Below are 22189 nucleotides of genomic sequence, written 5' to 3' on the forward strand. Positions count from 1 at the left end.
CTTCTCTTCCTGTGCCATGGTGCCTGTTCCTCCGCGTGTCAATTTGTGGCCCGGCCGAGTTCGGTGTCGATGAAGTCGAAGATTTCCTCGGCCGATGCCGACTCGATCCGGTCCGCGGTACGGGTGGCCGGTGCGGCTGCCCGGGTGTCGAATGAGGCGAGCAGCTGCCGCAGCAGCGCGGGCACCCCGAACCGGTCGGCCTGCTCGGCGGTCAGCCCGGCCAGCACCGGCTCCAGGCGTTGCAGGTCCGTTGCCCAGGCGGGCAGGGTATCCGTCGCCATCCGGCCGGCCAGATGGTCGGCCAGGGACACCAGGGTGGGGTGGTCGAACACGAGGGTCGATGGCAGTCGCAGCCCGGTCGCCACGGCCAGCCGGTTGCGCAGTGCCACCGCGGTGAGCGAGTCGAAACCGAGCTCGGTGAACTGGCGGTTGACCTCCACCGCGTTCCCGTCCCGATGTCCGAGGACTTCGGCCACATGAGCGCGCAGCGCGTCGAGCACGACCTCGTGCCGTTGCGTGTCGGAAAGCCCGGCCACCTGCTCGGAGAGGACGGCCCTGCCCGGCGCTTCCGGGCCCGTGCGGACCGGCCTCCGCACCATCCCGCGCAGCACCCCGGGCAGCACACCCGCCTCGGCATTGCGGCTCAATGCTGCGGCGCTGAGTGTGATCGCGACGGTGTGGGGGGACGCGAATGCGGCGTCGAAGAGGTGGAGCGCTTGGGGTGTTGTGAGCGGTGTGACCCCGGTGGTTGCTGTGAGTCGGCTCTGGTCGAGGTCGGTGGTCATGGTGCTGGTTTCGGCCCAGGGGCCCCAGGCGATGCTGGTGGCGGGCAGGCCGTGGGCGGTGCGGTGGTGTGCGAGTGCGTCGAGGTAGGCGTTGGCCGCTGCGTAGTTGGCCTGTCCGGGGGTGCCGAGGGTGCCGGCCGCGGACGAGAAGAGGACGAAGGCGGCGAGGTCGTGGTGGCGGGTGAGCCGGTGGAGGTGGTGGGCGGCGTCGGCTTTGGGGCTGAGGACGGTGTCGAGGTGGTCGGGGGTGAGGTTGGGGAGAGTCGCGTCGTCGAGTCGGCCCGCGGTGTGGATGACGGCGGTGAGGGGGTGTTCCGCGGGGATGTCGGCGATGAGTTGTGCGAGTTGGTCGGGGTCGCCGACGTCGCAGGGGGTGATGCGTGCGCCGAGTTGTTGGAGTGCGGGGGCGTTGGGGGCGTGGGGGCCCTGGCGGCTGGCGATGAGGATGTGGCGGGCTTGGTGGGTGGTGATGAGGTGGGTGGTGATGAGGGTGCCGAGGGTGCCGGTGCCGCCGGTGATGAGGATGGTGCCGTCGGGGTCGAAGGGCATGCTGGTGGAGGTGGTTGGTGCGGTGGTGAGGTGTGGTGTGTAGAGGGTGGTGTCGCGTAGGGCGAGTTGGGGTTCGCCGGTGGCCAGTGCGGTGGTGAGGTCGGGGTCGGGGTGGTCGGTGTCGATGAGGATGAATCGGTCGGGTTGTTCGGACTGGGCGCTGCGGATGAGGCCCCATGCCGCGGCGGCGGACAGGTCGTGGATGTCTTCGCCGGGGGTGACGGCGACGGCGTTGTGGGTGAGGAAGACGGTGAGGCCGTCCTCGGCGCGTTGGGCTTCGCTCAGGGCGTCGGTGAGCGTGGCGTGCAGGTCGGTGCCGTGGACGGGCACGACGCGATGAGCCACCGGTTCGGCCGCCGCGGGCGCGGCCGCCTCCGTCCACTCCAGACGGTGCAGCGCCCGGTCGACGGACCTGAGCCTGGCCGCCTCCTGCGGCGTCACCGTACGGGTGGCGAGGGCGGCGACGGTGACGACAGGCGCACCGGCCCCGTCCATGACGGCAACGCTCAGCTCGCCGTCGCCCACGGGCGACAGCTGGACACGCACCTCGGAGGAACCGGGCCCGTGCCAGGTGACGCCGGTCCATGAGAACGGCAGGCGCAGCTCGGTGCGGTCCACGGCGAGCGCCGCGTGCAGGGCGGCGTCGAACAGCGCCGGGTGCAGGCAGAACCCCGCGATGTCGGCATCCTCGGGCAGGGCGGCCTCGGCGTACAGGTCCTCACCCAGCCTCCACACCGCTCGCAGGCACCGGAACGCCGGGCCGTAGTCGTATCCGCGCGTCGACAGGTCGGCGTACAGGTCCGTGAGGTCGACCTCGGCCGCGCCGGCAGGTGGCCACACCTGGGGCGGCCGGGGCGGCGGGGTGGCGGCCCGGGCGCCGAGCCGGCCGGTGGCGTGGCGCGTCCACTCGGCGAGGCCGTCCTCCCGTCGCGAGTGGATGCCGAACTCCCGGTGGCCGGACGCGTCCCGAGGCCCGACCGTGAGCTGGAGGCGGACGGTGTCCGCGTCGAGGGACAGCGGGTTTTCCAGGACAAGTTCGTCGACCGGCTGACCGGTGGACGCTGCCAGCTCGACGAAGGCCGTGCCGGGAACCAGTACTGTGCCGAACACCTCGTGATCCGCCAGCCACGGCTGGTCGGCCACAGACAACTGCCCCGCGCTGACCGCGCCTTGTCCGTCGGCGAGTTCGACACTGGTGGTGAGCAGCGGGTGACCGGTCGCGTCGAGTCCCGCCGAAGCGGCCTTGCGGCGCTTGGCGGTCATCCAGAAGTGTTCGCGCTGGAACGGATAGGTCGGCAGGCCGACCGGGGGCACCGGGTCGAACGCGGCCTCCCAGCTCACCTCGGCGCCCTGGGCATACGCTTCGGCCACCGACAGCAGGAACCGGTCGAGACCGCCGTTGTCGCGGCGCAGCGAGCCCACGACGATCGCCTCGCCACCGATGGTGTCCTGGATCCCCGCGGTGAGGATCGGGTGGGGACTCACCTCGACGAACGTGCCGTGACCGTCCTCGGCCAGAGCGGTGACCGTCTCGCCGAACCGCACGGTCCGGCGCAGGTTCTGGTACCAGTAGGCGGCGTCGAGCCCGCGTGTGTCGACCGTGCCCCCGGTGACGCTCGAATAGAACGCGACGTCGGTCGAACGGGGGGTGATGTCGCGCAAGTCCTCCAGAATTCTTTCCTCGATGGCTTCGACATGCGCGGAATGCGAGGCGTAGTCCACCGGGATCCGGCGCGCGTGCACGCCGTCGTCCGCGCATTCGGCCAGCAGCGTCTCGATTGCCGCGACGTCACCGGAGACCACGGTCGTGCCCGGTCCGTTCACCGCCGCGACCGAGATTCCCCTGCCCCGGATCCGTTCCTCGACCTGCTGCACGGGCAGCGACACCGAGGCCATGCCACCCTCGCCGGACAGTTGCAGCAGGGCCTGGCTGCGCAGCGCCACGACCTTGACGGCGTCCGGCAGGGAGAGTGCACCGGCGACGTGCGCCGCGGCGATCTCGCCCTGTGAATGACCGATGACCGCGTCGGGTCGGATGCCGTGTGCCTGCCAGAGTGCGGCAAGCGACACCATGACCGCGAAGAGCGCGGGCTGCACCACGTCGACCCGGTCCAGCGCGCGGTGGCGCAGCACGTCGAGCAACGACCAGTCGGTGTACGGCGTGAGCGCGTCCGCGCAGGCGTCCAGCCGGGTGCGGAATACCTCCGACGCCTCGTACAGCTCGACGGCCATGCCCGCCCACTGGGAGCCCTGACCGGGGAAGACGAAGACGCTCAGGCCCGGTTCCCGGCGGACACCGTGGACCAGGTTCGCGGCCTCCTGGCCGTGTGCGAGCGCCGCGAGCCCCGTTCGGAGCTCGTCGGTGCCGGTGCCGACCACGACTGCCCGGTGCTCGAACGAACCGCGCGTCGTGGCGAGCGACCGGCCGACCCGTTGGGCGTCCTGTTGCGTCGCGGTGAACGCGTGCAGTCTCGTGGCCTGGGCTCGCAGGGCGGGTTCGGTCTTGGCGGAGATTGTCCAGGGGGTGGTGTGGTTGTGGTTGTGGTTGTGGTTGGGGTTGGTGGTTGGTGGGTTGGTGGGTTGGTGGGTGGGTTGTTCGAGGATGATGTGGGCGTTGGTGCCGCTGATGCCGAAGGAGGAGATGGCTGCGCGGCGTGGTTGGTTGTTGGGGGTGGTCCAGGGTTGGGGTTGGGTGAGGAGGGTGAGGTTGTGCCAGTCGACGTGGGTGGTGGGGGTGTTGGCGTGGAGGGTTTGGGGGAGGGTGGCGTGGTGCATGGCCATGGTCATTTTGATGATGCCGGCGACGCCTGCGGCGGCTTGGGTGTGGCCGATGTTGGATTTGATGGAGCCGAGCCAGAGGGGGGTGGTGCGGTGGGGTCCGTAGGTGTTTTCGAGGGCTTGGGCTTCGATGGGGTCGCCGAGGGTGGTGCCGGTGCCGTGGGCTTCGATGGCGTGGATGTCGTGGGGGGTGAGTGCGGCGTTGGTGAGGGCGTCGGTGATGACGCGTTGTTGGGCTGGTCCGTTGGGTGCGGTGAGGCCGTTGCTGGCGCCGTCCTGGTTGATGGCGGTGCCGCGGATGAGGCCGAGGACGGGGTGGTTGTTGCGTTGGGCGTCGGAGAGGCGTTCGAGGAGGAGGAGTCCGGCGCCTTCGGACCAGCCGGTGCCGTCGGCGTTGTCGGAGAAGGGTTTGCAGCGTCCGTCGGGGGAGAGGCCGCGTTGGCGGCTGAATTCGATGAAGAGTGCGGGGGTGGCCATGATGGTGACGCCGCCGGCGAGGGCGAGGGTGCATTCTCCGTTGCGGAGGGCTTGTGCGGCGAGGTGGACGGCGACGAGTGAGGAGGAGCAGGCGGTGTCGATGGTGATGGCGGGGCCCTGGAGGCCGAAGGTGTAGGCGACCCGCCCCGACGCCACACTGGTCGTGCTCCCGGTCAGCAAGTAGCCTTCCGCCTCGGCCGGCGCGGCATCGAACGACGGCGCGTAGTTCTGGGACACCACACCGGTGTAGACGCCCGCCTGGGTGCCGGACAGGCTGGTGGGGTCGATGCCCGCGCGTTCGAACGCCTCCCACGCCGTCTCCAGCAGCAGCCGTTGCTGCGGGTCCATCGCCGTGGCCTCCCGCGGACTGACCCCGAAGAACGTGGCGTCGAACGCGCCCGCGTCGTGGACGAACCCGCCCTGGCGCACATAAGTGGTGCCGGGCTTGTCCGGATCCTCGTCGAACAGCGCGCCGGTCTCCCAGCCGCGGTCGGTGGGGAAGTCGCCGATGGCGTCGGTCCCGGAGGCCACCAGCTCCCACAGGTCCTCCGGAGTGCGCACATTCCCGGGATACCGGCACGCCATCGACACGATCGCGATGGGCTCGTCACTCACTGCGGCCGTGGTCGCTGTGGTGGCCGCCCGGTCCGCACCACCCGGCAACTGCTGGAGCAGCTGCGACGTCAGTGCCTCGGCGGTGGGGTGGTCGAACAGCAGGGTGGCGGACAGGCGCAGGCCGGTGGCGGTGCTCAGCCGGTTGCGCAACTCGACCGCGGTGAGCGAGTCGAACCCCAGCTCTTTGAACGGCCGGTCCGCGCCGATCGTCTCGGTACCGGAGTGCCCCAGGGCAGCCGCGGCCTCCCGGCGGACCAGGTCGAGCACGACGACCCGTCGCCGTGCGTCGGACAGCCCGGTCAGCTCGTCGGCGAACGAGTCCCCGACGTGGCTCCGGGCGGACCTGCGGGCCGGCCCGGAGACGAGGTTGCGCACCAGCCGTGCGTCGCGCAGGGCCGGAAGGTTCAGCCGCGCGGCGACGGTCGTGGCGGGGCCGTGCGCGAGCGCGGCGTCCAGCATCGCCAGCCCTTCCTCCGGCGGCATCGGGGTCACGCCTCCGCGGGCCAGCCGGGCCTCGTCCGCACCGGCACCCATGCCGGTCTCGCCGGACCACAGACCCCACGCGATGGAGCGCGCGGGCAGTCCCCGGACCTGCCGGTGCTCCGCAAGCGCGTCGAGGAACACGTTGGCCGCCGCGTAGTTCGACTGCCCCGGGGCACCGAGCACGCCCGCAACCGAGGAGAACAGGACGAACGCGGCAAGGTCGAGGTCACCGGTCAGCTCGTGCAGGTGCCGGGCGCCCTCGGCCTTCGGGCGCCACACCTCGTCCAGTTGCCCGTCGGTCTGCGCCTCGACCATGGAGTCGCGCAGCACGCCCGCGGCGTGGACGACCGCGGTGAGCGGGCGTCTCGTCCGGATGTCCGCCAACAGCGCCGCGACGCTTCTGCGGTCGGACACATCGCAGGCGACCGCGGTCACCTCGGCGCCGAGATCTTTCATCTCCTCGGCCAGGTCCGCGTCCATCCCGCCGCTGCGGCCGGCCAGCACGAGGTGCCGCATTCCGTGCTGGACGACAAGATGCCGGGCGACCAGGCGACCGAGTGCGCCGTTGCCGCCGGTGATCAGAACCGTCCCTGCCGGGTCCATCGGCGCGGGCACGGTCAGCACGACCTTGCCGATGTGCCGTGCCTGGCTCAGGTGGCGGAAGGCGGCCGACGCGCGTGGCAGTTCCCAGGCGGTTACCGGGAGCGGGCGCAGTACACCTCGGGCGAACAGGTCGAGCAGCTCGGCCAGCATGGACTGGACGAGATCGGGACCGGCGTCGTTGAGGTCGTAGGGCTGGTACGCCACGCCCGTGTCCGCCGGGTCCCGCAGGTCGGTCTTGCCCAGCTCGAGGAACCGGCCGTCGGGGGGCAGCAGCCGCAGTGAGGCGTCGGTGAACTCCCCGGCCAGGCTGTTGAGTACGACGTCGACGCCCGCGCCGTCGGTCACCCGGCGGATCGCGTCCTCGAAGTCCAGCGTCCGTGAGGAACAGATGTGGTCCTGGGGGAGTCCCAGCTGTCGCAGCGCCGGCCATTTGCGGGTGCTGGCCGTGCCGAACACGTCGAGCCCCCAGTGCCGGGCGAGCTGGACGGCGGCCATGCCGACACCACCCGCGGCCGAGTGCACCAGCAGCCGCTGTCCGGCGCGCACGCCGGCCAGGCGCTGCAGGCCGTAATAGGCGGTCAGGAAGACCACGGGCACGCCCGCGGCCTCGGCGTACGACCAGCCGTCGGGGATACGGGCGAGGAACCGCTCGTCCGCCACGGCGGTTGTGGCCATCCCCCCGGAGAACAACCCCATCACCCGGTCACCGGGTGCGAGGCCGGTGACGTCGGAGCCCACCGCTGTGACGGTGCCCGCACCCTCGCTGCCGAGCAGTGCCTCCCCGGGGTACATGCCCAGTGTGATCAGGACGTCCCGGAAGTTCAGGCCGACCGCCCGCATGGCCACGCGGACCTCGCGGGGGCCGAGCGGCCCATGCTCCACCGGGACCGTGACGAGACCGTCCAGCGCCCCGTCACCGCTGGTGTGCACTCGCCAGTCTCCCGGTCCGGGCGGCGTGAGCTCGCCGGCGGAGGCGCACCGGGCGAGCCGTGGCACGAGCACCTCGCCGTCGCGCAGGGCAAGCTGCGGTTCACCGGTGGTCAGGGCTGCGGACAGCGCCTCGGAGGAGGCCTGCGTGCCGTCCGTGTCGAGCAGGACGAACCGGCCGGGGTTCTCTGTCTGAGCGGACCTGACCAGGCCCCAGACCGCGGCCTGGTCGAGATCGTCGACGGTGTCGCCGCCGCGCGCCGCCACCGCACCTCGGGTGACGGCCACGAGCGGGGCTTCGGTACCCTGCGCGAGCCGCTCCTGCACGCGGCGCAGTGCTTCCTGCGGCCCGGCCGGAGTGAAGGTGTCGAGCGTGGACGGTGATTCCGCTGCGTCCGTGGCGAGCGGTGTCCAGTCGATTCGGTACAGGTCCTCGGAGCCGGCCGCGCCCGCTGACCCGAGCTGGTGCGGAGCGACCGGCCGGACGGTGAGTGAGGCGACGGCGAAGACCGGAGCGCCCGTGGGGTCGACGGCCGTGATGCCCAGGGTGTCCTCGGCGAGCCGGGTGAGCCGGACGCGCAGGGCGGTGGCGCCGGTGGCGTACAGGCTGACCCCGCTCCATATCAGCGGAAGCCGCACCTGACCGGAGTCGGCGAGGAACGTCGCCGCGTGCAGAATCGCGTCGGACAGAGCGGGGTGCAGGCCGAAGCCGTTGTGCGCGACGCCGTCCGGCAGTTCGACCTCGGCGTAGACGTCCTGTCCGTGCCGCCAGGCCGATCGGAGTCCCCGGAAGACCGGCCCGTAGCCGACCCCCAGCGCGCGCAGGTCCCCGTACAGGTCCCCGAGATCGATGGCGGTGGCGTCGTCCGGCAGTTCGACCGGCCCCGAGGGGGGTGTCTCCCGCGCGAGCACCCCGCTCGCGTGCAGCGTCCAGGCGGTTGCCGACTCGGCGCGGGAGTGGATGCGCACGGCTCGCCGGCCGGTGTCGTCCGGTTCGTCCACCCGTACCTGGAGCTGGACCGGCCGGGCCACGGGCAGGGCCAGGGGAGCCAGCAGCGTCAGCTCTTCCAGATGAGGGCAGTCGGCGTGGTCACCCGCGCGGATCGCCAGATCGACCATGGCCGTACCAGGCAGCAGCGGGGTGCCGTAGACCTGGTGATCGGCGAGCCACGGCTGGGCCTTCAGCGACAGACGTCCGGTGAGCACCAGGTGCTCGGTGTCGGCCAGGCTGATCGCGGCCACGGCGAGCGGGTGCTCGGTCTGGAGCAATCCGGCCGCGGCCGGATCCGTTCCGCGGCCGCCGTGGCCGAGCCAGAACGAGCTGCGCTGGAAGGGATACGTGGGCAGGTCGACCGGATCATTGGTGACCGCGCCCGGCCCGGCCACGCTGTCGGCCACCTCGCCGTCCATGCCGTGCGCGTACGCGTACGCCAGCAGCAGGCCGATGTCACGCACCTGTGACCTGCCCCGGCGCTGGGCAGCGACGACGAGGTCGCCAGGGGCGACGCCGGCCCGGGCCGACGGGGTCAGCGTGGCGTCGGGTCCTATTTCGATGTAGCGGGTGGTTCCGTGGGTGGTGAGGTGGTGGATGCCGTCGTGGAAGCGGACGGTGTCGCGGATGTGGCGGACCCAGTAGTCGGGGGTGTAGTGGGTGACGGGTTGTCCGGTGAGGTTGGAGATGATGGGGGTGGTGGGTGGGTGGTAGGTGAGTTGTTCGGCGATGGTGCGGAATTCGTCGAGTATGGGGTCCATGTGGTGGGAGTGGAAGGCGTGGCTGACGGTGAGGAGTTTGGTGCGGTGGCCTTGTTGTTTGTAGTGGTTGGTGAGGGTGTGGATGGTTTGGGTGTTGCCGGAGATGATGGTGGTGGTGGGGGTGTTGATGGCGGCGATGTTGACGTCGGGGGGGAGTTGGAGGGTGTGGGCGGGTGTTTCGATGGCGGCCATGGCGCCGTTGGGGGGGAGGGCTTGCATGAGGCGGGCGCGTGCGGTGACGAGGGTGCAGGCGTCGTGGAGGGTGAGGGCTCCGGCGATGTGGGCTGCGGTGATTTCGCCGATGGAGTGGCCGATGAGGATGTCGGGGTGGAGGCCGTGTGAGGTGAGAAGGGTGTGCAGGGCGATTTCGGTGGCGAAGAGGGCGGGTTGGGTGTAGCCGGTGTGGTGGAGTTCGTCGCTGGTGAAGATGATGTCGCGGAGGGGGAAGTCGAAGTGGGCGCAGACGTGGTCGAGGGTTTGTGCGTAGAGGGGGTAGTGCTCGTAGAGTTCGCGGCCCATGCCGGTGTGTTGGCTGCCTTGGCCGGAGTACATGAATGCGGTGGTGCCGGTGGTGGTGGTGCCGGTGACGAGGTCGGGGTGGGGGGTGCCGTCGGCCAGTGCGTGCAGGGCCTCGGGGCTGGGATCGAGCAGCACCGCACGATGGTCGAACACAGCTCGCGTACGCAGCGTCCGCCCGATCGCCGAGCTGTCGGTGTCCGGATGCGCGGAGGCGTAACCGGCGACCTGACGGGCGTACTCCCGCAGGGCCTGGCCGGTCTTCGCGGACAACAGCCACGGGCCCTGGCCGGCCGAGGACGGGGCGACGGCATCGGGCTGTTCCAGAATGATGTGGGCGTTCGTGCCGCTGATTCCGAACGATGAGACGCCTGCCCGGCGGGGGTGGTCCTCGGTGTGGGGCCAGGGGCGTGGTTCGGTGAGGAGGGTGACGGTGTTCCAGTCGACGTGCGGGGTGGGTTCGTCGACGTGCAGGGTCTTGGGCAGGACTCCGTGGCGCATCGACATGATCATTTTGATGACGCCGGCGACGCCTGCCGCGGCCTGGGTGTGGCCGATGTTGGACTTGATCGTTCCCAGCCACAGTGGGCTGGTCCGGTTGCGTCCGTAGGCTTCCTCGAGCGCGTGTGCCTCGATGGGGTCGCCGAGCGTGGTGCCCGTGCCGTGTGCCTCCACCGCGTCCACCTCGGACGGCTGCAGGCCGGCGTCGGCCAGCGCGGCGGCGATGACGCGCTGTTGCGCGACCCCGCTCGGCGCGGTCAGCCCGTTGCTCGCACCGTCCTGGTTGACCGCGGTGCCCCGGATGACACCCACGATCGGATGACCGTTGCGCTGCGCGTCGGACAACCGCTCCAGCACAAGCAGACCGGCGCCCTCGGCGAAGCCGGTCCCATCGGCGGCGGCCGCGAACGACTTGCACCGGCCGTCGGGGGCCAGCCCCCGCTGGCGGCTGAACTCCACGAACAGCGCTGCGGTGGACATCACCGTCACGCCGCCGGCGAGCGCCAGCGAGCACTCCCGGCGGCGCAGCGCCTGCACGGCGAGGTGGATGGCGAGGAGCGACGACGAACAGGAGGTGTCCACGGTCAGCGTCGGGCCCTCCAGCCCGAACGTGTAGGCCAGCCTGCCGGATGCCACACTGATCGTGTTGCCCGTCATGAGGTAACCGCCGACCTCATCCGGCACCTCGTGCGGACGGGGCGCGTAGTCCTGCGCGATCGCGCCGACGAACACGCCGGTGTCCGAGCCGCGCAGCGCGGGCGGAGCCATCCCGGCCCGTTCGAACGCTTCCCAGGCGGTCTCCAGCAGCACCCGCTGCTGGGGGTCCATCGCCATCGCCTCCCGCGGGCTGATGCCGAAGAAGTCGTGGTCGAAGTCGGCCGCGTCGCTGAGGAAGCCGCCGACAGTGACATAGCTCCGGCCGGCACGCTCCGGATCGGCGTCGTACAGCTCGTCCGGATCCCAGCCGCGATCCTGGGGGAACCCGCTGATCGCGTCGGTGCCGTCGGAGACCAGACGCCACAGCGACGCCGGTGAGTCCACCCCCCCGGGGAAGCGACAGCCCATCGACACCACGGCGATGGGCTCGTGGGCAGCGGCCTCCACCTCACGCAGCCGGCCACGAGTCTGGCGCAGGTCGGCGGTCGCCCGCCTGAGGTAGTCCCTGAGCTTGTCCTCGTTCGTCGTGCCCGCGTCCCCCATGGCTTCAGGACACCTCCAGTTCGTTGTCAAGGGCTCCGAACAGCTCGTCGTCCGATGCCGTACTCAGGTCCTGCGTGCCGGACTTCTGCTGGAACCGGCCCAGCAGTGCCCGCAGCCGCGGCACGATCACCGCGGACGTGGCCTCGTCCGGTTCCACTGCGGCGAGGCAGTCGTCCAGCCGCTCCAGCTCGGCCAAGGCCTGAGCGGCGGGATCCTGTTCGGGTACCAGATCGGACCGCAGTCTGGTGGCGAGCGCGGCCGGTGTGGAGTGATCGAAGATCACTGTGGTCGGCAGCCGCAGACCGGTCAGCGTATTGAGCCGGTTGCGGAACTCGACGGCGGTGAGCGAGTCGAAGCCCATCTCCTTGAACGCCCGGTCGCCGTGGAGCGCCTCGGCGGACGCGTGGCCGAGCGCCGACGCCGTCTCGTCGAGCACGACCGTGAGCAGGGCTTCGAACCGGTCCTTCTCGGGAAGCCTGGCCAGCCGCTCACCCAGTGGCTCGGTTTCCCGACCGGCGGTGGCGGTCCGCCTGGACGAGCGGCTGCCCAGCAGTCCGCGGAGCACCGGTGGAAGGTCCGTGATGGTGCGCAGCACCGCCATGTCCAGCGCGAGGGGGATCAGCAGCGCGGAGCCGCTGTCCATGGCCGCGTCGAACAGGGTGAGCCCCTGTCCCGCGCTCAGTGCACTGAACCCGGTCCGCGCCAGCCGGTCGAAGTCTGACCCGGCCAGCCGCCCGGTCATCGCGCTCTCCTCGGCCCACAGACCCCAGGCCAGCGACAGCGCCGGCAGGCCCCGCACGCTCCGGTACCGGGCGAGCGCGTCGAGCGAGGCGTTGGCCGCGGCGTAGTTGGCCTGCCCCGCATTGCCGAAGACACCGGCGGCCGAGGAGAACAGGACGAAGGCCGCCAGATCCGCGTCCCGGGTGAGGCGGTGCAGGTTCAGCGCTGCCTCCGCCTTGGGACGCAGCGGAATGCGCAACTGTTCGTCGCTCATCCCGGTGACCACGCCGTCCTCCAGGACTCCCGCGCAGTGGATCACCCCGGTCAGTGGATGCGCCGCCGGGATGCCGGCCAGCACTTCGGCAAGCCGGTCGGCATCCGCCGCGTCACAGGCGACGACATCGACGTGCGCACCCAGCGGAGCCAGCTCGTCCACGAGGGGACTGCCCGCCCCGCGGCGGCTTGCCAGGAGCAGGTGGCGCACGCCGTGCTCGGTCACCAGGTGACGGGCGACCAGGGTGCCGAGCGCGCCGGTACCGCCGGTGATCAGCACCGTTCCTTCGGGATCCAGCCGTCGCGGCACGGTGAGTACCACCTTGCCCACGTGCCGGGCCTGACCGAGGAACCGGATCGCCTCCGGTGCCCGGCGTACGTCCCATGCCGTCACCGGCAACGGCTGCAGCACGCCGTCATTGCACAGGTCCCGGAGCGCGACCAGCATCTCCTTGATGCGGTCCGGGCCGGCGTCCAGCAGGTCGTACGGCTGGTAATCCACCCCGGGATGGGCGGCTGCGACGGTCTCCGGGTCGCGTACGTCGGTCTTGCCCAGCTCCAGGAAACGGCCACCGCGCGGCAGCAGTCGCAGTGAGGCATCCAGGAACTCGCCGGTGAGCGAGTTCAGGACGACGTCGACACCCTCCCCACCGGTCAGGGCTGCGAACCGGGTCTCGAAGTCGACCGTCCGTGACGAGGCGATGTGGTCCTCGGCCAGTCCCCGGTCCCGGAGCACCCCCCACTTGGCGGGGCCGGCGGTGCCGAGGACCTCGACACCCCGGTGCTTCGCCAGCTGCACGGCCGCCATCCCGACACCACCGGCCGCCGCGTGTACCAGCAGCCGTTCGCCACGCCGGATTCCGGCCAGGTCGAACAGACCGTGGTACGCGGTCATGAACACCACGGGGAAGCCCGCTGCCTCCGCGAACGACCAGCCCTCGGGCATCGTGGTGACCAGCCGGTGGTCGGTCACCGCCACCGGTCCGGCCGCCCACGGGAACAGGCCCATGACCCGGTCGCCCGGGACCAGGTCGGTCACGCCCTCCCCGACCGACGTCACCACTCCGGCAGCCTCGCTGCCGATCGGGGTCGAGGGATCGGGGTACATCCCCAGGGCGATCAGCGCGTCCCGGAAGTTCAGACCGGCGGCTCGTACCGCGATCCGGACCTGCCCGGAAGCCGGCGGCTCGTCCAGCTCCGGACGGTGCACCAGGGCGACACCGTCCAGTGTCCCGGCCCTGGCCAGTTCGAGACGCCATGGAGCGCCGTCGTCGGGAACGGACAGTTCGGGCGCCGACCCGGTCACGCCGGGTACGAGGATCTCACCCTCGCGCAGCGCCAACTGGCTCTCGCCGGTGGCCAGCGCGGCGGCGAGGATCTGTTCGGACCGGCCCTTGCCGTCGGTGTCCACGAGGACGAACCTGTCCGGGTTCTCGGTCTGCGCGGACCGGACCAGGCCCCACACGCCCGAGGCGGCCAGACCGGAGACCCGGTCCCCGTCGACGGCGGACACCGCGTCCCGGGTGAGGATCACCAGCCGCGACCGGCCGAACCGCTCGTCGGCCAGCCAATCCTGTACCAGGTGCAGCGCGGCCGGCAGTTCGGCCGGTGCCCGGCAGACGACGAACTCGGGTACGTCGCCGGGGACTTCGGCGAGATCCGGCAGAACGGCGGTGACCGACGGTTGCCCGGGGCCCGCCGGGACGCGGGCCCAGGCGAGCTCCAGCAGTCTGCCCGGATCGCTGTCGCGGGACGCGAACTGATCGGGGCTCACTTCCCGCAGCGACAGCCGTTCCACGACCGCGACCGGCGCGCCCTCCGGATCGGCCACGGAGATACGGACCTCGTCGTCGCCCACGCGGGTCAGTTCGACGTGCAACGCGGTCGCCCCGACGGCGTGCAGGGTCACTCCGTGCCAGGCGGTCGGCAACTTGAGCCGATCCAGGCCGTCCAGCAGCACCCCGGTGTGCAGAGCCGCGTCCAGCAACGCGGGATGCAGACCGAATCCGGCCGTGGCGGCATCCTCCGGCAGGGCGACCTCGGCGTACACGGTGTCGTCCTGACGCCACGCCGCCTTCAGCCCCCGGAACATCGGGCCGTATTCGAGGCCGACATCCGCGAGTTCGTCGTAGAGGGCGCCGACGGAGACCGCTTCGGCATCCATCGGCGGCCAGGTCCGCTCGCTGTGAGGGGCGGGCGGCGAACTCGGGGCCAGGACCCCGGTGGCGTTGCACACCCATGTGCCGTCCGGCCGGCTGTGGATCTCCACCGTCCTGCGGCCGTCCGCGCCCGGACCCGCGACGACGACCTGCACCGGGATTCCGGCCTGGTCCGGGAGGGCCAGCGGTGCCTGCAACAGCAGCTCCTCCACGTATGAACAGCCGACGTGGTCTCCCGCATGCAGAGCGAGGTCCAGCAGCGCCGTGCCGGGCAGCACAGTGGTTCCGGCCACCGAGTGGTCCGCGAGCCACGAATGGGTCCGCAGGGACAGCCGTCCCGTGAACAGGACTTGGTCGGTGCCCGCCGTCTCCGTGACACCGCTGAGGAGTGCATGGCCCGCTTCCGCGAGTCCGACGGCCCTTGCGTCGTCGCTCGGATCCGGTGCGTCGAGCCAGTACCGCGTGCGCTGGAACGGATAGGTCGGCAAGGCGACCCCGACCCCGATGCCGGTGTCCGTCCGCGGCTTGGCGACCCCCGTCGCGAACACCTCGGCGGCAGCGGCGGCGAACATGTGGCACTGAGGCCGGTCGCGGCGCTGTACCGGAATCACTACCGCGTCGCCGAAGGTCTCGCGCACGGCCGGGGTCAGCACGGCGTCCGGGCCCACCTCGACATAGCGCAGGACACCGTACTCGGCGAGCGTGCGCAGCCCGTCGTGGAAGCGCACCGCCTCGCGGACGTGCCGGACCCAGTACTCGGGGTCGGCGTGGTCCGTACCCAATGCGCCGGTGACATTGGCGACGAGGGGCCTCGTCGGCTCGTGGTAGGTCAGCCCGCGGGCGACCCTGCGGAACTCGTCGAGCATGGCGTCCATGTGCGCGGAGTGGAAGGCATGGCTCACGCGCAGCTGCCGGGGCTTGCGCGTGCCGTCGGAGCAGACCTCCACCAGCCTGGCCACGCCCTCCGCGTCGCCGGAGACGACCGTGGACTCCGGCCCGTTGACGGCTGCGACATCCACTCCGTCGGTCAGCAGCGCACGGACTTCCTCCTCCGGCAGCGGGAGCGAGGCCATCGCGCCGCCCGGAGGGAGTGCCTGCATGAGCCGTCCGCGCGCGGCGACCAGGGCACAGGCGTCCGGCAGTGAGAACACACCGGCTATGTGGGCCGCGGTGATCTCGCCGATCGAGTGTCCGATCAGGACATCCGGGCTGATTCCCTGATCTTCGAGGAGCCGATGCAGTGCCAGTTCCGTGGCGAAGAGCGCGGGCTGGGCGTACTCGGTCCGGTCCAGCAGTTCGCCGTCGGAGCAGAGGATGTCCCAGAGCGGGAAGTCGAAGTGTGCGCAGACCTCGCCGATGGTCTGCGCGTAGACCGGGTGGCGGTGGAAGAGCTCGCGGCCCATGCCGACGTGCTGGCTGCCCTGTCCCGAGAACATGAAGGCCGTCTTGCCGGAGACGGCGGACGCGGTGACCAGGTTCGGGTGCGGCCGGCCCTCGGCAAGAGCCCGCAGGCTCTCCTCGGCCGAGTCCGGATCGAGCACGACCGCGCGGTGCTCCAGCGCCGCCCTGGAATCCAGGGTCCGTGCGATGGCCGCGGGATCCGCGTCCCGGTGCAGGGCGAGATGGTCCGCGATGCGGCCCGCGTAAGCGCTCAGGGCGGGTTCGGTCTTGGCGGAGATTGTCCAGGGGGTGGTGTGGTTGGGGTTGGGGTTGGTGGTGGGTTGGTTGGTGGGTTGTTCGAGGATGATGTGGGCGTTGGTGCCGCTGATGCCGAAGGAGGAGATGGCTGCGCGGCGTGGTTGGTTGTTGGGGGTGGTCCAGGGTTGGGGTTGGGTGAGGAGGGTGAGGTTGTGCCAGTCGACGTGGGTGGTGGGGGTGTTGGCGTGGAGGGTTTGGGGGAGGGTGGCGTGGTGCATGGCCATGGTCATTTTGATGATGCCGGCGACGCCTGCGGCGGCTTGGGTGTGGCCGATGTTGGATTTGATGGAGCCGAGCCAGAGGGGGGTGGTGCGGTGGGGTCCGTAGGTGTTTTCGAGGGCTTGGGCTTCGATGGGGTCGCCGAGGGTGGTGCCGGTGCCGTGGGCTTCGATGGCGTGGATGTCGTGGGGGGTGAGTGCGGCGTTGGTGAGGGCGTCGGTGATGACGCGTTGTTGGGCTGGTCCGTTGGGTGCGGTGAGGCCGTTGCTGGCGCCGTCCTGGTTGATGGCGGTGCCGCGGATGAGGCCGAGGACGGGGTGGTTGTTGCGTTGGGCGTCGGAGAGGCGTTCGAGGAGGAGGAGTCCGGCGCCTTCGGACCAGCCGGTGCCGTCGGCGTTGTCGGAGAAGGGTTTGCAGCGTCCGTCGGGGGAGAGGCCGCGTTGGCGGCTGAATTCGATGAAGAGTGCGGGGGTGGCCATGATGGTGACGCCGCCGGCGAGGGCGAGGGTGCATTCTCCGTTGCGGAGGGCTTGTGCGGCGAGGTGGACGGCGACGAGTGAGGAGGAGCAGGCGGTGTCGATGGTGATGGCGGGGCCCTGGAGGCCGAAGGTGTAGGCGACCCGCCCCGACGCCACACTGGCCGCGCTGCCGTTGCCCAGGAAACCCTCGAACTTGCCCGGTGAGCGGCGCAGGTAGAGCCGGGCGCCGTAGTCGCCGTACATCACCCCACTGAACACCCCGGCCCTGGTGCCGGACAGGCCGGTGGGATCGATGCCCGCGCGTTCGAACGCCTCCCATGCCGTCTCCAGCAGCAGCCGTTGCTGCGGGTCCATGGCCGTGGCCTCCCGCGGACTGATCCCGAAGAAGTCCGGGTCGAAGTCGGCGGCGTCGTGGATGAACCCGCCCCGGCGTACGTACGAGGTACCGGGGTGGTCCGGATCGGGATGGTAGAGCTCATCGACCTGCCAGCCGCGGTCGGTGGGGAACTCCCCGATGGCGTCGGTCCCGGAGGCCACCAGCTCCCACAGGTCCTCCGGAGTGCGCACATTCCCGGGATACCGGCACGCCATCGACACGATCGCGATGGGCTCGTCGCTCTTCGCGCGCGGTACGGCGGCGGTGACCGCCTTGTGCTCCTGCACCAGGAACGCAGCGAGCGCGCTCACGTTGGGGTGGTCGAACACGACCGTCGCCGGCAATCGGGAGCCGAGGGCGGTGCTGAGCCGGTTGCGCAGCTCGACCGCGGTGAGCGAGTCGAACCCGAGGTCCTTGAAGGCCTTCTCGGTGTCCACCGCATCCGTCGAACCGTGCCCGAGCACGGCGGCGACCTCGATGCGTACGAGGTTCAGCGCGGCCGGGAGCCGCTCCTTCTCCGGAAGCCTCCCGAGCCGGCCCGCGGACGACGAGGCTGCCGCAGGACGCCGGCGAGGCGCGGCCGTCCTCGGCTTCATGTTGATCGCGACGACGTGGGGGGAGCTGAACGCGGTGTCGAAGAGGCGCAGTGCTTCGTCGGTGGGCAGTGGTTGTATGCCGAGGGTGTTGAGGCGGTTGTTGTCGAGGTTGGTGGTCATGGTGCTGGTTTCGGCCCAGGGGCCCCAGGCGATGCTGGTGGCGGGCAGGCCGTGGGCGGTGCGGTGGTGTGCGAGTGCGTCGAGGTAGGTGTTGGCTGCTGCGTAGTTGGCCTGTCCGGGGTTGCCGAGGGTGCCGGCGGCTGAGGAGAAGAGGACGAAGGCGGCGAGGTTGTGGTGGCGGGTGAGTTCGTGGAGGTGTTGGGCGGGTTCTGCTTTTGTGGCGAGGACGGTGTCGAGGTGGTCGGTGGTGAGGTTGTGGAGGGTGGCGTCGTGGATCTGTCCGGCGCAGTGGATGACGGCGGTGAGGGGGTGTTCCGCGGGGATGTCGGCGATGAGTTGTGCGAGTTGGTCGGGGTCGCCGACGTCGCAGGGGGTGATGCGTGCGCCGAGTTGTTGGAGTGCGGGGGCGTTGGGGGCGTGGGGGCCCTGGCGGCTGGCGATGAGGATGTGGCGGGCTTGGTGGGTGGTGATGAGGTGGGTGGTGATGAGGGTGCCGAGGGTGCCGGTGCCGCCGGTGATGAGGATGGTGCCGTCGGGGTCGAAGGGCATGCTGGTGGAGGTGGTTGGTGCGGTGGTGAGGTGTGGTGTGTAGAGGGTGGTGTCGCGTAGGGCGAGTTGGGGTTCGCCGGTGGCCAGTGCGGTGGTGAGGTCGGGGTCGGGGTGGTCGGTGTCGATGAGGATGAATCGGTCGGGTTGTTCGGACTGGGCGCTGCGGATGAGGCCCCATGCCGCGGCGGCGGACAGGTCGTGGATGTCTTCGCCGGGGGTGACGGCGACGGCGTTGTGGGTGAGGAAGACGGTGAGGCCGTCCTCGGCGCGTTGGGCTTCGCTCAGGGCGTGGGCCAGCGTCGTACGCAGGCCGGTGCCGTGCAGCGACACCACCCGGTGAGCCACAGGCTCGGACGGGGCGGGCGCGGCAGCCTTCTTCCACTCCAGACGGTGCAGTCCGCCACCCGGGGTGTACGGGCGGACGGCGAGTGAGCCCACGGCGGCGACAGGGCGGCCCGCGGTGTCACTGATATCGAGCCGGAAGGTGTCGTCCCCGGTCTTGGCGATACGGACCCGCAGCGACCGGGGCGCGGTCGCGTACGACGTCACGCCCGTCCAGCTGAAGGGGAGCCGCAGGGCGCCCGAGTCGGCCAGCGGATGAAGGACGGCGTCCAGCAGAGCCGGGTGAACGTGGTACCCGCGCATGTCGGTCTGCTCGGGGAGCTCGACCTCCGCGTACACCGTGTCGCCGTTGACCCATGCGGCGCGAAGCCCCTGGAATGCCGGACCGTAGTTCAGCCCCAGCTCGGCCAGCCGCAGGTAGAGGTCGTCCGTGTCGATCGGCTCGGCCGGCGACCAGTCCGCGGCTTCTGCCTCGGGGGCTCGCGGAGAGAGCACGCCGCTCGCGTGACGAGTCCAAGGGGTGTCCTCGTCCGGTCGTGCGTGGATCGTCAGGGGACGCTTTCCGTCCTCGTGCGGTGTGCCGGCCACGACCTGGAGCAGGACACCTTCGACAGGCAGCACCAGCGGTGCCTCCAGCGTCAGCTCTTCGACCTGGGAACATCCGGTACGTTGCGCGGCATGCAGCGCCAGTTCGAGCAGGGCCGTGCCCGGCATCACCGTGCTCCCCGCAACCTCGTGGTCGGCCGTCCACGGGTGGCTGCGCGGGGACACCCGGCCGGTGAACAGGAACGTCTCCGAGTCGGCCAGTTCGGTCGTCGCCGACAGCAGCGGATGCCCGGTGGAGGACCATCCGCCCGCCGCCGTCGACGGTGCGTCCAGCCAGTACCGCCTGCGTTGGAACGGATACGTCGGCAGCTCGGGACGCGGGGCACCGGGCCCCGTCGGCCAGTCCACGCGCGCGCCCAGCACGTGGGCAGTGGCCAACGCCCTCCTGAGGTGCTGGGCCTCGGGGCGGCCGCGCCGCATGGTCGCAACAGCTCCGTCCGGCACCGTTGTGCTGAGCGTGGCGTCGGGTCCTATTTCGATGTAGCGGGTGGTTCCGTGGGTGGTGAGGTGGTGGATGCCGTCGTGGAAGCGGACGGTGTCGCGGATGTGGCGGACCCAGTAGTCGGGGGTGTAGTGGGTGACGGGTTGTCCGGTGAGGTTGGAGATGATGGGGGTGGTGGGTGGGTGGTAGGTGAGTTGTTCGGCGATGGTGCGGAATTCGTCGAGTATGGGGTCCATGTGGTGGGAGTGGAAGGCGTGGCTGACGGTGAGGAGTTTGGTGCGGTGGCCTTGTTGTTTGTAGTGGTTGGTGAGGGTGTGGATGGTTTGGGTGTTGCCGGAGATGATGGTGGTGGTGGGGGTGTTGATGGCGGCGATGTTGACGTCGGGGGGGAGTTGGAGGGTGTGGGCGGGTGTTTCGATGGCGGCCATGGCGCCGTTGGGGGGGAGGGCTTGCATGAGGCGGGCGCGTGCGGTGACGAGGGTGCAGGCGTCGTGGAGGGTGAGGGCTCCGGCGATGTGGGCTGCGGTGATTTCGCCGATGGAGTGGCCGATGAGGATGTCGGGGTGGAGGCCGTGTGAGGTGAGGAGGGTGTGCAGGGCGATTTCGGTGGCGAAGAGGGCGGGTTGGGTGTAGCCGGTGTGGTGGAGTTCGTCGCTGGTGAAGATGATGTCGCGGAGGGGGAAGTCGAAGTGGGCGCAGACGTGGTCGAGGGTTTGTGCGTAGAGGGGGTAGTGCTCGTAGAGTTCGCGGCCCATGCCGGTGTGTTGGCTGCCTTGGCCGGAGTACATGAATGCGGTGGTGCCGGTGGTGGTGGTGCCGGTGACGAGGCCGGGGTGGGGGGTGCCGTCGGCCAGTGCGTGCAGGGCCTCGGGGCTGGGATCGAGCAGCACCGCACGATGGTCGAACACGTCACGGCTCGCGAGAGTGCGCGCGATCGTCGCCGGATCCGCGTCCGGGTGGGCGCTCACATGTTCGCTGAGGCGTCGTGCGTATTCCGTCAGCGCGGGCTCGGTCTTCGCGGACAGCAGCCAGGGGCCTGCGGGTCCGCCGGTGGATGTTTCCTGGTCGGGGGCCTGCTCGACGATGATGTGGGCGTTCGTGCCGCTGATTCCGAACGATGAGACGCCTGCCCGGCGGGGGTGGTCCTCGGTGTGGGGCCAGGGGCGTGGTTCGGTGAGGAGGGTGACGGTGTTCCAGTCGACGTGCGGGGTGGGTTCGTCGACGTGCAGGGTCTTGGGCAGGACTCCGTGGCGCATCGACATGATCATTTTGATGACGCCGGCGACGCCTGCCGCGGCCTGGGTGTGGCCGATGTTGGACTTGATCGTTCCCAGCCACAGTGGGCTGGTCCGGTTGCGTCCGTAGGCTTCCTCGAGCGCGTGTGCCTCGATGGGGTCGCCGAGCGTGGTGCCCGTGCCGTGTGCCTCCACCGCGTCCACCTCGGACGGCTGCAGGCCGGCGTCGGCCAGCGCGGCGGCGATGACGCGCTGTTGTGCGACCCCGCTCGGCGCGGTCAGCCCGTTGCTCGCACCGTCCTGGTTGACCGCGGTGCCCCGGATGACACCCACGATCGGATGACCGTTGCGCTGCGCGTCGGACAACCGCTCCAACAGCAGGACCCCGGCCCCCTCCGACCAGCCCGTGCCGTCTGCCGCCGCCGCGAACGACTTGCACCGGCCGTCCGGTGACAGCCCGCCTTGCCTGCTGAACTCGATGAACGTGCGCGGGGTCGCCATCACGGTCACTCCGCCTGCGACGGCGAGGGCGCATTCGTCGCGGCGCAGCGACTGGGCGGCGAGGTGGATGGCGACGAGCGACGACGAACAGGCGGTGTCGACCGTGACGGCCGGGCCCTCCAGTCCGAAGGTGTACGCCACCCGGCCGGAGGCGATGCTGCCCGCGCTGCCGCTGGCCACATATCCCTCGAACTCTTCGGGGAACTCCTGGAACCGGCCGCCGTAATCGCCGTACATCAGTCCCGTGAAGACACCCGTGGCGGTGCCGCGCAGGGTGGCGGGGCCGATGCCCGCGTGCTCGATCGCCTCCCAGGTAGTCTCCAGCAGCAGCCGCTGCTGGGGATCGATCGCGGTGGCCTCGCGCGGGCTGATGCCGAAGAACTCGGCGTCGAAGTCCGCGGCGTCGTGCAGGAATCCTCCCCTGCGTACGTACGAGGTCCCGGGGTGCTCGGGATCGGGATCGTAGAGCCGGTCCGTGTCCCAGCCCCGGTCCGCGGGGAAGTCGGTGGTCGCGTCCGTGCCACCGGCGACGAGCTGCCAGAGCTCGTCCGGTGTGCTGACTCCGCTGGGGTAACGACAGGCTATGCCGATCACCGCGATCGGCTCCCGCTGACGGCGGCGGGTCTCTGCCAGATCGTTGGTGACGCGCTTGAGGTAGTCGCGGAGCCTGTCCTCGTTCGCCATGTCA

2 protein-coding genes are annotated in these 22189 nt (G+C 70.6%); both read right to left on the reverse strand.

The annotated features are described in order from the left end of the window. Window positions 1-38 precede the first annotated feature (38 nt). On the reverse strand, window positions 39-11186 hold the full coding sequence (locus OHA19_RS35580) for an SDR family NAD(P)-dependent oxidoreductase (RefSeq protein WP_405752894.1): 11148 nt from the start codon (window positions 11184-11186) through the stop codon (window positions 39-41). 4 nt (window positions 11187-11190) lie between these two features. Further along, window positions 11191-22185, reverse strand: coding sequence for an SDR family NAD(P)-dependent oxidoreductase (locus tag OHA19_RS35585; RefSeq protein ID WP_405709588.1), 10995 nt, complete (start codon window positions 22183-22185; stop codon window positions 11191-11193). Window positions 22186-22189: the final 4 nt, after the last annotated feature.

The sequence above is a fragment of the Streptomyces sp. NBC_00012 genome, assembly GCF_045040875.1.
GTDB lineage: Bacteria > Actinomycetota > Actinomycetes > Streptomycetales > Streptomycetaceae > Streptomyces.